This window comes from Deltaproteobacteria bacterium RBG_16_64_85, from assembly GCA_001798885.1.
Taxonomy (GTDB): domain Bacteria; phylum Desulfobacterota; class Deferrimicrobia; order Deferrimicrobiales; family Deferrimicrobiaceae; genus FEB-35.
Window position 1 is genome coordinate 30,311 of sequence record MGQW01000013.1, and the last position, 11,241, is coordinate 41,551.

Genomic DNA, 11,241 nt, shown 5'->3' on the forward strand with positions numbered 1-11,241 from the left:
ACCGGTAAGTAGGGATGCGTCCCGCGGAATGAAGGTTTCCGCGCCCGAGCGGCTCAGGGAGGGCCGAATCCTTGAATGGAAGGCCTTACGCTCCGCCGGCCTTCTTGGCGACGCGGGCGTTGAACTTGGCGAAGTCGACGGAGAACCGCTCGTGGGTTCCCTTGCCGATCCCCTCGACCTCGTCCTTCGCCTCGATCTCCCAGACGGTCCGTCGGCCGTCCACGCCGATGCACCGGACGTGCACGGTCACCTCCATGCCGGGGGGGGTGGCAGCCGTGTGGGTCACGTTGACGAGCGTCCCGACGCTCCCCTCCCCCGCGTCCATGTGGGGGGCCATCGCCTCGATGCAGGCCCATTCCACCAAGCCGACCATGAAGCCGGTGGCGAACACCTTCGGCATCTCCTGGAACGACTTCGCCTCCGGGTAGAGGTACGGCACGGTCTTGTTCTCCGGTACGCGGTACTTGTGCGTGTACGTCAGCCCGACCTTCAGCGTGTCTTTCATTGCGCTCTCCTGTCTTCACAAGGGATTCGGCGGCCTTTTCAAAGAGAACGATAGTCGATTTTCCAACGGAGGTACAATGGAAGAAACGGCAAAAAATCTCCCGGAAAGGAGGAGCCCGGCATGAAGCCGCTGGAAGGGAAAAAGGTGCTGTTCGTCATCTGTCAGGAGAACTTCCGGGACGAGGAGTTGGCCCACCCCCGCGAGGAGGTGGCGAATGCCGGCGCCAGCGTCGCGGTCGCGGCCCGCGAAAAGGCGCCAGCAAAGGGGATGCTGGGGGCCGTGGAGAGTCCCGACGTGAGGATCAGGGACGCCAGGGCGTCCGACTACGACGCCGTGGTGGCCGTCGGGGGACGGGGCACCCCGGAACACCTCTGGAACGACGAGGACCTCCATAAACTGCTTCGGGAAGCCAAGGCGGCGGGGAAAGTCGTCGGTGGAATCTGCCTCTCCGGTGCCACCCTTGCGATCGCGGGCGTGCTCAGGGGCGTGGAGGCCACCTGCTACGAGACCGAGGCCTCGAGGAAGGAGATGCAGAAGGGCGGGGCGGTGTTCGTCGGGAAGCCGGTGGTGGTTTCCGGGAAGATCGTGACCGCCAACGGTCCGCCCGCCGCGCGGGACTTCGGAAAAGCCCTCGTGTCGGCGCTCGTCAAGGGATAAGATAACGGCGGTCGTCCCGGTAGAATGCGCAGGCACCAGGAAGGGAGGAAGGCGTTGCCGCGTTCACCCTTTAGGCTATGCACGGTTTTATGCTCCGGCGCGGTTCTCCTTTTCTGCCTGGCGGTTCTATCCGGCTGCGGAAGCATCGACGCCGGGAACGCGGAATCGGCCGCCGCGCTTGCCGGAGCGGAGGGGGGACGGGGATTTTTCGACGGGACGGGGGCGCTCGTTCGTTTCTCATCCCCGTCGGGAGTGGCCGCCATCGGCACGAATCTTTTCGTCGCCGACACCGCCAACCACGTCATCCGCAAGGTCGACGCCGCGACGGGGGCCGTCACCACCCTTGCAGGGAGTTTCGGCATCTCCGGCTCGGCGGACGGGACGGGGGGGGCGGCGCGGTTCCACTCGCCGGCCGGGATCGCGGCCATCGGCATCACGCTCTACGTCTGCGACACCGGAAACCATACCCTCCGGAAAATCGTTTCCACGAGCGGCGTGGTCACCACGCTGGCAGGCTCGCCGGGAACGGCGGGTGCGGCCGATAACGTCGCCGGGCCGGGAAACGTCCTCTTCTCCTCGCCCAGGGGAATCGCCACGGACCTTCCCGGGACCACCCTCTTCGTAGCGGACACGGGAAACCACAAGATCCGGAAGGTGGTGGCCTCCAACGGTGCAACCACGACCTACGCGGGATCGGGCGTTCCCGGAGCCGACAACGGGGTGGGAACCGCTGCGAGCTTCTCTTCGCCCGAAGGGGTCGCCTCCCTCGGCTCCGACCTCTATGTCGCCGACACGGGGAACCACACCATCCGTAAAATCGCGCCGTCCGGCGCTGTCGGCGACGTGACCACGTTTGCCGGGGCGGCCGGCAACCCCGATTTCGTGGATAACACGACCGGATTGCTTGCCAGGTTCTTCTCCCCTTCCTCTCTCGCGGCCATCGGGACCGATCTCTACGTTGCCGACACCGGGAACCGGATACTTCGCAAGATCAACTCGACGGGATTCGTGACCACCTTGGCGGGGGGCGCGCGTGACGCCGGGTTTGCGGACGGCGCCGGGGCCGCAGCCCGGTTCAGCGATCCGAAAGGGATCGGGGCCGACGGCGCGTCGATTTTCGTCTCCGACACCCAGAACCACTCGATCCGAAAAACCACGATCGGTGGGGCGGTGACGACCGTGGCCGGCAACCCTCCGCAGGCGGGCACGATCGACGGGTCGGGATCGGCGGCCCGATTCCGCGCACCCAACGGCGCCGCGGTCATCGGGGACAACGTGTTCGTCGCCGACACGGGGAGCCACACGATCCGGAAGGTCACTTCCGCCGGTGCGGTCACGACTCTCGCGGGGAACCCCGGGGTTTCCGGAATCCAGGACGGATCGGGAACCGGCGCACGGTTTACGAATCCGCAGGGGATCGCTGCGGCGGGGACCAATCTTTACGTGGCGGACCCTGGGAATCACGCAATCCGCAAGGTAACCTCCGCCGGCGCAGTCACCACGTTCGCCGGGAGCACAACCGGGACGCGGGGCTTCGTCAACGGGACGGGGACGGCGGCGCAATTCAACACACCGAAGGGGATCGCCACCGACGGTTCCTCGCTTTTCGTCGCGGACGCGGGGAACCATGCGATCCGGAAGATCGACATCGCGACGGGGTCGGTCACTACCCTGGCCGGGACCGGCACGGCCGGCTCCGCCAACAGTCCTGCCCAGTTCAACTCTCCGGAAGGGATCGCGGTCATCGGCACCAGCGTCTACGTCGCCGACACGGGAAACCACGCCGTCCGGAAAGTCGCGAATCCTTCCGGTGCGACCAGCACGTTCGCAGGGACTGCCGGGAGTTCCGGTTTCGCCGACGGCTCCGGGACGTCGGCGCTGTTCTCCTCTCCCGGGGGAATCGCCGCGGTCGGATCGGTCCTCTACCTGGCCGACACCGGCAATCACGCCGTTCGGAAGATCACCACCGCGGCGACCGTCACCGTGTTCGTCGGAACCTCCGCATCGGCGACGACCCGGGACGGCGATGCTCTCCAGGCCCTGCTCAACGCGCCCGCAGGGATTACGGGAGTCCAGGGGACGATCTTTTTCACCGACGTCAACGAGAACATCGTGCGGAAGATTCTCTTCTGACAGGAGTCACTGCCGATTCCGGCGGGCCTGCCCGGCGGATCTCTACCGCCTTCACTCCTCCCTCACCCAATTCACCCGCAGCAGCTTGGAATCCTCGGACCACTTGTACTCGAGAGTTCCCCTGCAGGCCTTTCGCAGCTCGCGCCCGATCCGCTGGGCGAGTTTCTCGTCGGTCGTGGCGATCTCCATCTTCCCGCTCACTTCCGTGACGGAGATGATGCGCTCCATCGGGTTGACCCCCATGGCCCGCTTCTCCTCGTTCCGGACCAGCTTCAGGATCTCGTCCCGGTTCTCGCGGAGATAGCCGCCGCGCAGGAGGACCACCCCGGACGGGAAGCCGTCCGCGATCTTCCTGCACGCCGGGCAGCGCTCCAGGACGGCCGCGCCGCGCTTAAGCGCCAGTGCCGTGTACTCCTTCTCGTCCAGGTGCCACCGCTTGTTGCGTCGGATGGCGTGGCATTTCGGGCAGACGCCGACGGACGGCGCGCTCTTTCGGGGGATGTAGGAATCGGTCTCGCGATCGACGTTCTTCCTGCTGGCCGGGCTGAATCGGCTGAGAAGGGTTCTCATCTTTCCCACCTCCCGTGTGGACGTAACGGTTGGCTGCGGGAACCGCTCTACCTCTATGATACCCCTCGCGGGATAAAGGTTCCATGCCGGCGGCTACCGGGAACGGATCCGTGCCCGCCCAAAAAGAAAACGACGGCCCCGCGTGGAGGGTCGCGGGGTCGTCGTTTATGCCCGGAGGGAGGGGTCGCCCCGGGGATTTCCGGCCTTTCGGCCATCTGGTTTCGAGATTACCAGCAAATATCGCGCCATCCGAACCGGGAGATTAAACCCTTATATTCCATGGATATTGTTATTCGGGGAATTCCGGAAAAACCGGTTTTGTAATAAAGGTTACAAATATGTGATTTCTTTACGCCTAGACGCGGAACTCGGTGAGCGCCCGGAAGGCGTCCACCCGCAAGGCGATGTCGTCGGGGGAAAGATTCTGCAACCGCTCCGTGCTGAACGCCTCGACGGTAAAGGAGGCGATCGCGCTCCCGTACATGGTCGCGATCCGATAGTCCATGTCCGTGAGGTCCGACCCGTCCCGGGACGCGAGGTACCCCATGAACCCGCCGGCGAAGCTGTCGCCCGCGCCGGTCGGGTCGAAGATCGTCTCGAGCGGATAGGCGGGCGCCGCGAACATCGTCCCGTCCGACAGGTGAAGGACCCCGTATTCTCCCCGCTTGATCACGACGCGGCCCGGTCCCCAGCCCATCACGGTGCGCGCCGCCTTGACCAGGTTGTACTCCCCTGAGATCTCCCGGATCTCGCTCTCGTTGAAGATCACGATATCCGCCTTTCCGATCGCCTCGCGAAGCGGCTCCGGACGGTTCTCGATCCAGTAGTTCATGGTGTCCAGGGCGACCATCGCGGGCTTCCGCACCTGGGAGAGGATTTCCATCTGGAGGCGGGGATCGATGTTGCCGAGGAAAACGTACGTGCTGTCCCGGTACTCCTCCGGGAGGACGGGGGCGAAATCCCGGAACACGTTGAGCTCGGTCTTGACCGTATGGGCGGTGTTCAGGTCGTACTCGTAGTACCCCTTCCAGCGGAACGTCTCCCCGTCGGCGATCTTCAGGCCCTTCGTGTCGATGGATCGCGCGGAGAGCATGCGGATGATCTCCTGCGGGAAGTCCTTCCCCACGACGGACACCAGTCGGACCGGCGCGAGGTAGCTGGCCGCCAGGGAGAAGTAGGTGGCGGAACCTCCGACGACTCCCTCCACCTCCCCGAAGGGGGACTTGATGCTGTCGAACGCGATCGAACCGACGACCAGAAGGCTCATTCCGGGACTCTCCTTGGTGCGCAAGGATGATGGCCCATGATAACGCAACCCGTCTCCCGGGGCGAGGGGGGACGGCAGCGGCTGGAGGATTCGCGTTTATCGGGCGGCGTGCGCGGAGACGTCGATGATGACGGCGAGCAGAAGGCCCAGGATGTAAAGGATGGAGGCGCCGAATGCCCGGCCGAACCTGCGCGATGTCACGATGTTCCGGTAGCAGGAAAACAGGAAGAAGCCCCCCAGGGAAAGCACGGCCAAGGCATATCCCGTCGAGCAGTACCCGAGTCCCCACAGGCCCAGGGACAGCGGGAGCAGCGCCGCCGCATAGGCGAAGATGAGGATCTTGGTGTACGTCTCTCCCAGCGCGACGGGCATCACGGGGAAGCCGGCCGACCGGTAGTCCTCCTGGTATTTCAAGGCCAGTGCCCAGAAGTGGGGCGGCTGCCACAGAAGCATCAGAAGAAAAAGGAGAATGCCGTCCGCCCCGAGGCGCGGCTCGATGGCGGCGTATCCGATGAGGACGGGGAGCGCCCCGGGAATCCCCCCTGGGACCGTCCCGTAGGGGGAGCGCCGCTTCAGGTACAGCGTGTACAGAACCGTGTAGGAGGCAACCGCCCCGAGGAGAAGGAAGGTGGCCGTGGTGGAAAGGAAACGCCAGGACAGCAGCAGGGAGCCCGCAATCAGGACGAAAGAGAGCGCCAGCGCCTCCTTCCGCCCCACCTTCTCGAGGGCAGAAACCCTCGCATCGAGCCGCTGCATGCGCACATCCCGCCCGGCGTCCAGGAGGCCGTTCACGACGGCCGAGCCTGCTGCAGCCATGAGGATGGACGAGAGGCAGAGAAGGGCCGCGCCGGGCGCCGGCAGCCCCTTCCCCGCCAGGACCATCCCCGACAGCCCCGACAGGGTCACCCCCGCTGCGATTCCGGGCCTCGAAATCAGCAGGGCGGATGACAGAAGGCCGGCGGCGGAATTCGATTCCGCCTTCGGCCCGGTTTTTCCGGACAGGGTCAGGGGTTCGATAACTGCGCCTCCCCCCGCTTGACCTCCCGCGTCCAGAGATGGAAGAGGACGGTCAGCATCCCCAGCGCGACGGCAAGGTGCAGGCCCGTCGCAAGGAAGTACAGCTTCGACAGGACCACCGCTCCGCCGATCACGATCTGTCCCAATGCCAGAAACAGAAGGACCCGGGCAAGCCCCCTGCTTTCCTTGAGCCGCCGGTCGAGGGACATGGCCGCGTAAAGCGCCACGATGGTGAGGAACACGAGGGCCGCAAAGACCCGGTGGGAGAAGTGGATCAGGACATGCCCGGTGAAGTTTTTCGGAAGGATCCCGCCGAAGCAGGTCGGCCAGTCCGTGCAGGCCAGGCCGGCGTCGGCATGCCGCACGTAGGCTCCCAGGGCCGCCAGCAGGAACACCAGCGCGCCGACCCCGAAGAACAGCGCGGACCGCCCGGAGAGGGAAAATGCGGGCGGATCCCAGATCCCGTCAAAGGAGGCCATGTAGACCGCCAGCAGGAAAACGACCAGGCCGATCATGAAATGGACCGTCGTCAGCTGCACCGGCAGGTGAAGGAGCACCACCGCGCCCCCGAGCGCGATCTCCCCCGCCAGAAGGCCCGTGGCCAGAACGGGAACGGCCCTCGCCGCGCCCCGGTAATCCCGGTACCGCCTCCAGGAGAGGGCGACCAGGAAACCCGACGCCACGGCGGCGATCACCCGGTGGAGGAACTCCATGTAGATGTCGAGCCGGAACGGCGGGAGGACCTTCCCGTGGCACAGGGGCCAGTCCGGGCAGGCCAGACCGGCCTTCAGCCCCGCCACGAGGTTGCCCCAGACCAGGAGCAGGAAGAACAGGCCGACGGTCACTCTGCCCAGCATGGTTCCCTCCTCTAGCGGAACAGGGTATCCGAAAGCGTCCCCCCGATGATGAGCACCAGGAAGAAGATCGGGACCAGCGCGAACGTCCACACCAGCCTGTTCTCGAACTTGAGGTGCATGAAGAACAGCGCGACCAGCGACGCCTTCGCCGAGGCGATGAGGAGGGCCACCACGACGTTCATGAGCCCCAGGTCCAAGTAGGAAACGGCGACGGTCGCCGCCGTCAGGACCAGCAGGCCGGCCCAGACCGCCACGTAGATCCCGTAGCCCGTTCCGTGCGCCTTCTCCATGGCTCCCTACCCGATCAGGTAGAACAGCGGAAACAGGTAGATCCAGACCAGGTCCACGAAGTGCCAGTATAAACCGGAAATTTCCACCGGCGTGGAGTAATGCTCCGAGAATTTTCCCCTGCCCGCCAGCACCAGAACGCCTCCGAGGACCAGCATGCCCGCGAGGACGTGGAGTCCGTGCAGCCCCGTCATCACGAAATACAGCGAGAAGAAGACGTCGGTGTCGGGGAACAGCCCGTGGGCGAACTTCTCCGTCCACTCGACGTACTTGATCCCGAGGAACACCGCCGCGAGGAGGATCGTCAGGGAAAGGTACACCTTGAGGAGGTGCTGCTTCCCCTTCCGTATGGCGGCGATGCCGAGCGCCACGGTCAGGCTGCTGCAGATGAGGACGATCGTGTTGACCGCTCCCAGGATCCGGTTGAGGTGGAAATGATCCTCGTGGAACATCTGCGGAAACTTGAGGCGGAAGACGATGTACGCGGTGAACAGCCCCCCGAAGAGGAGAACCTCGGTGGCCAGGAAGGTCCAGATCCCCAGCTTGGCGGCTTCGTAGGCCTGCGCCGCGTCCATGTGGGCATGCGACGGATGGTCACTCATTGCTTTCCGGTTTCCTCTTCGCGTAGCCGTACGGCCAGTCGGTGATCACGGGGATTGCCTCGAAGTTCTCCGTCGACGGGGGCGACGCCGCCTGCCACTCGAGCGTCAACCCCTTCCAGGGGTTCGCCGGCGCGGGCTTCCCGGCATAGAGCCCCCGGACGAAATTGACGAACATGATGAGGATCCCCAGGGCCAGGATCCACGACCCCACCGTGGAGACGATGTTCAGGCCCTGGAACTGCGGCGGGTACTCGGCCCACCGCCGTGGCATCCCCCGGAACCCCAAAAAAAACTGGGTGAGGAAAGTGACGTTGAAACCGATGAACGTCAGGAGCCACCCCGCCCTCGCCAGCTTTTCGCTCAGCATCCGGCCGGTCATCTTGGGGAACCAGTAGTGCAGCCCGGCCAGAAATCCCACCACGGTCCCGCCCATCATCGTGTAATGGAAGTGGGCCACGATGAAGTAGGTGTCGTGAAGGTGGACGTTGGTCGCGAGCGCGCCCAGGAACATGCCCGTCAGCCCCCCGAAGGTGAACAGGAAGATGAACGTCAGCGCGTACAGCATCGGCGACTCGAAGGTGATCGATCCCTTGTACATCGTGGCGATCCAGTTGAAGACCTTGACCGCCGTGGGGACGGCAACGAAGAAGGTCAGAAAGGAAAAGATGATGTTTGCGGTCTTGGACATGCCGCTCACGAACATGTGGTGCCCCCAGACGAAGAACCCGATGAAGGCGATGGCCAGGGAGGAGTAGGCGATCGCCTTGTACCCGAAGATCGGTTTCCGGGAGAAAACGGGGACCACCTCCGAGATGATCCCCATGGCGGGCAGGATCATGACGTAGACCACGGGATGGGAGTAGAACCAGAAGAAATGCTGGAACAGCAGGGGGTCCCCCCCTTTGGACGGATCGAAGAACCCGATCCCGAAGAGACGCTCCATCGCGAGAAGCAGGAAGGTGATCCCTACCACGGGTGTGGCCACTACCTGGATGACGCTCGTGGAGTACATCCCCCAGATGAACAGCGGCAACCGGTGCCAGGTCATCCCCGGCGCGCGGAGCTTGTGGATCGTCACGAGGAAGTTCAGTCCGGTCAGGATCGACGACATGCCGACGAGAAAAATCCCGAAGGATAGGAGGGTGACATTGGCGGCCGTCTTTGCGGAGTACGGAGTGTAGAACGTCCACCCGGTGTCCATCGGGCGGACCAGCGACGCCACGATCACCCCGATCCCCGCCACGAAGATCCAGTAGCTCGCGAGGTTGATGCGAGGGAAGGCGACGTCCTTCGCCCCGATCAGCAGCGGAATGAAGAAGTTCCCCAGGCCGGACGGGATCGCCGGGATGATGAACAGGAAGATCATCACCGATCCGTGGAGGGTGAACAGGACGTTGTAGACGTGGTCGCTGAAGATCTGCTGCCCGGGAACCATCAGCTTGATCCGGATCAGGAGGCCGAAAACCCCTCCAACCAGAAAGAAAAGAAGCGTGGTAAGGAGGTACAGAACGCCGATCCGCTTGTGGTCCAGGGTCAAGGCCCAAGACAGGAAGCCTTTTTCTTCCAGGTACCCCAGGGATCGCCCGGCTTCCGTCATTCTTTATCTCCCGCCATTATTGCGTTTTTCACCGTATGCGATGACGCCATCCGGGATAAGGTTGCGTACCGGCCCTCGGCTATTTCAACGTCTTGATATAAGCGATGATCGCGGTGACGTCGTCTCCGGAGAGGCGCCCCTTGAAGGTCGGCATGATGTTGGGGAACCCCTTCACGACCTTCGCCCCCGGGTCGTAGATGGACTCCCGGATGTACTCCTCGTCCGCGGTAACCTTGCGGTCCCCTTCCAGGTGTACCTCCCTGCCGAAAATCCCCTTGAAGGAGGAACCCACCTTGATGGTCCCGTCGGTGGAGTGGCACCCCAGGCAGCCGGACTTCGCAAGCAGGTCCTTCCCTTTCTCGGGAAGCGACAGGGCGGCCCCGGCGACCTTCCCGACCGACGCCCATTTCGCGTATTCCTCGGCGGGCATCACGACCAGCTTCGCCCGCATCGTGGAATGTCCGACACCGCAGTATTGCGTGCAGAAGATGTCGTAGGTCCCTTCCTTGTCGGGCTGGAGGTACAGGTAGGTGTATCGCCCGGGAAGGATGTCCTGCTTGAGCCGGAAGTCCGGGAGGAAGAACCCGTGGATGACGTCCCGGGAGGTCATGATGAGCTTGACGGGCCTCCCCGCGGGCACCCGAAGTTCGTTGGCCTCCATCCGGCCGTCGGGGTACTTGAACTCGAAGAAGAACTGCTGGGCCGTGACGTTGATGTCGCTTGCGCCGGGTGCGGGCGTGTTGACGTCCCGGTAGACCACGTAGCCGTAGGCAAAAAAGGCGAGCACCACAAGGGAAGGGATCAGGACCCAGACGATCTCGAGAACGAGGTTGCTCGTCACGTCGGAGGTCGCCGCGTCCTCCGAGGCCTTCTTCCGGCGGTACCGGATGGCGAAATAGATGAGAAGCCCTTCGACCAGGAAAAAGAAAAAGAGCGATACGACGGTGATGAAGAGGAAGACGGCGTCGATCTGGACCGCCGAACGGGAAGCCGCCTCTTGGACCGCGTACGCATTCGTCATCGATCCACCGATTCACCGGGAGTGGCCGGCTTGCGCCGCTTCCATAAAGCTAAATACAAGACCCCCAGAAAGACAAGCGTCAAGATGCCGCCGCCCTTCATGATATTTCGCGCGTAGAGGGCGTACTTCCTCTCCACCGGGTCGTAGTGGAAGCAGAACAGGAGCACCCGGTTCATGGCGGTGGATTCCCCGATCCGCCCGCCCGCCGCTTCGATGAGGGCCAGCCGGAGATCCCTCGGGTCCTGCTCGATCCCGTACAGGTACCGGGAAATCTTTCCTTCGGGGGTGAGGACGACGACGACGTCGGGATGAGCGAACTCGTTTCCCAGCTTCCGGTACCGGAACCCGACGGCAGCCGTCAGCCTTCCGATTTCCTCTCCGCCGCCCAGAAGGAAGGGCCACCGCGCCCCCGGCTCCCCGACCCCCTTCATCATCGCGTGCATCTCGGCCCCCCGCGCGCGCGCCATCTCGAGTTTCTCTTCCGGGTCGATGCTGACCGTGACGATCCGGAAGTCGCGGTCGAGGGAGATTCCTCCCAGCTGGTTCGTCGATGAAAAAAGGTTCCTCAGGGTGATCGGACAAAGCATGGGGCAGGTGTAATAGTTGAGGGTGAGGATGACCGGTCCCGTCCCGAGGGCATCGCCCAGCCGTACGGTTCTCCCCTCCGCGTCCTTGAAAAGAAGCTCGAGGGGAATCTGCTCCCCGAGCTTCTCGTCCACACCGATCT

The 11,241-nt window shown here is 63.9% G+C and carries 12 protein-coding genes; 2 read left to right on the plus strand and 10 right to left on the minus strand.

The window, feature by feature from the left end; all coding sequences use genetic code 11:
- Positions 1 to 85: 85 nt before the first annotated feature.
- Entirely contained in the window at positions 86 to 505 is a 420-nt protein-coding gene (locus tag A2Z13_08535) for a thioesterase (protein ID OGP80763.1), read from the minus strand.
- 120 nt (positions 506 to 625) lie between these two features.
- Here A2Z13_08535 and A2Z13_08540 point away from each other — a divergent pair, with 120 nt between their 5' ends.
- Both A2Z13_08540 and A2Z13_08545 read left to right on the plus strand, forming a co-directional pair.
- Complete coding sequence (locus tag A2Z13_08540) at positions 626 to 1,162, plus strand: hypothetical protein (GenBank protein ID OGP80764.1); 537 nt, start codon at positions 626 to 628, stop codon at positions 1,160 to 1,162.
- A gap of 54 nt (positions 1,163 to 1,216) precedes the next feature.
- Complete coding sequence (locus A2Z13_08545; protein OGP80765.1) at positions 1,217 to 3,295, plus strand: hypothetical protein; 2,079 nt, start codon at positions 1,217 to 1,219, stop codon at positions 3,293 to 3,295.
- Positions 3,296 to 3,346: 51 nt separating this feature from the next.
- On the opposite strand, the gene A2Z13_08550 is transcribed toward A2Z13_08545, so the two are convergent.
- The 9 genes from A2Z13_08550 to A2Z13_08590 all read right to left on the minus strand — a co-directional run bounded on the left by A2Z13_08550 (position 3,347) and on the right by A2Z13_08590 (position 11,233).
- Complete coding sequence (locus A2Z13_08550) at positions 3,347 to 3,865, minus strand: hypothetical protein (protein ID OGP80766.1); 519 nt, start codon at positions 3,863 to 3,865, stop codon at positions 3,347 to 3,349.
- Positions 3,866 to 4,220: 355 nt separating this feature from the next.
- Positions 4,221 to 5,132: a sugar kinase gene (locus A2Z13_08555; protein ID OGP80767.1), complete on the minus strand. Its 912-nt coding sequence runs from the start codon at positions 5,130 to 5,132 to the stop codon at positions 4,221 to 4,223.
- A 96-nt stretch (positions 5,133 to 5,228) separates the two neighbouring features.
- Positions 5,229 to 6,038 carry a hypothetical protein gene (locus A2Z13_08560; GenBank protein ID OGP80768.1) on the minus strand — a complete coding sequence of 270 codons (810 nt, stop codon included), beginning with the start codon at positions 6,036 to 6,038 and terminating at the stop codon, positions 5,229 to 5,231.
- A 98-nt stretch (positions 6,039 to 6,136) separates the two neighbouring features.
- On the minus strand, positions 6,137 to 7,006 hold the full coding sequence (locus A2Z13_08565; GenBank protein ID OGP80769.1) for a hypothetical protein: 870 nt from the start codon (positions 7,004 to 7,006) through the stop codon (positions 6,137 to 6,139).
- Between the two features lie 11 nt (positions 7,007 to 7,017).
- Positions 7,018 to 7,296 (minus strand): cytochrome-c oxidase, encoded by a 279-nt coding sequence (locus A2Z13_08570; GenBank protein ID OGP80770.1) that lies wholly within the window; start codon positions 7,294 to 7,296, stop codon positions 7,018 to 7,020.
- Positions 7,297 to 7,302: 6 nt separating this feature from the next.
- Positions 7,303 to 7,896 carry a cytochrome C oxidase subunit III gene (locus tag A2Z13_08575; protein ID OGP80771.1) on the minus strand — a complete coding sequence of 198 codons (594 nt, stop codon included), beginning with the start codon at positions 7,894 to 7,896 and terminating at the stop codon, positions 7,303 to 7,305.
- Positions 7,889 to 9,493, minus strand: coding sequence for a cytochrome c oxidase subunit I (locus A2Z13_08580; GenBank protein ID OGP80772.1), 1,605 nt, complete (start codon positions 9,491 to 9,493; stop codon positions 7,889 to 7,891). Before A2Z13_08580 ends, A2Z13_08575 begins: the two co-directional genes overlap by 8 nt.
- A 79-nt stretch (positions 9,494 to 9,572) precedes the next feature.
- Entirely contained in the window at positions 9,573 to 10,514 is a 942-nt protein-coding gene (locus tag A2Z13_08585) for a cytochrome c oxidase subunit II (GenBank protein ID OGP80773.1), read from the minus strand.
- Entirely contained in the window at positions 10,511 to 11,233 is a 723-nt protein-coding gene (locus A2Z13_08590; protein ID OGP80774.1) for a hypothetical protein, read from the minus strand. The genes A2Z13_08585 and A2Z13_08590 overlap by 4 nt, the downstream gene beginning before the upstream one ends.
- Positions 11,234 to 11,241 lie beyond the last annotated feature (8 nt).

Coding starts and splice junctions, on each gene's coding strand:
- A2Z13_08535 (OGP80763.1), bottom strand. CDS start 505: ATGAAAGACACGCTGAAGGTCGGGCTGACGTACACGCACAAGTACCGC.
- A2Z13_08540 (OGP80764.1), top strand. CDS start 626: ATGAAGCCGCTGGAAGGGAAAAAGGTGCTGTTCGTCATCTGTCAGGAG.
- A2Z13_08550 (OGP80766.1), bottom strand. CDS start 3,865: ATGAGAACCCTTCTCAGCCGATTCAGCCCGGCCAGCAGGAAGAACGTC.
- A2Z13_08555 (OGP80767.1), bottom strand. CDS start 5,132: ATGAGCCTTCTGGTCGTCGGTTCGATCGCGTTCGACAGCATCAAGTCC.
- A2Z13_08565 (OGP80769.1), bottom strand. CDS start 7,006: ATGCTGGGCAGAGTGACCGTCGGCCTGTTCTTCCTGCTCCTGGTCTGG.
- A2Z13_08570 (OGP80770.1), bottom strand. CDS start 7,296: ATGGAGAAGGCGCACGGAACGGGCTACGGGATCTACGTGGCGGTCTGG.
- A2Z13_08575 (OGP80771.1), bottom strand. CDS start 7,896: ATGAGTGACCATCCGTCGCATGCCCACATGGACGCGGCGCAGGCCTAC.
- A2Z13_08580 (OGP80772.1), bottom strand. CDS start 9,493: ATGACGGAAGCCGGGCGATCCCTGGGGTACCTGGAAGAAAAAGGCTTC.
- A2Z13_08585 (OGP80773.1), bottom strand. CDS start 10,514: ATGACGAATGCGTACGCGGTCCAAGAGGCGGCTTCCCGTTCGGCGGTC.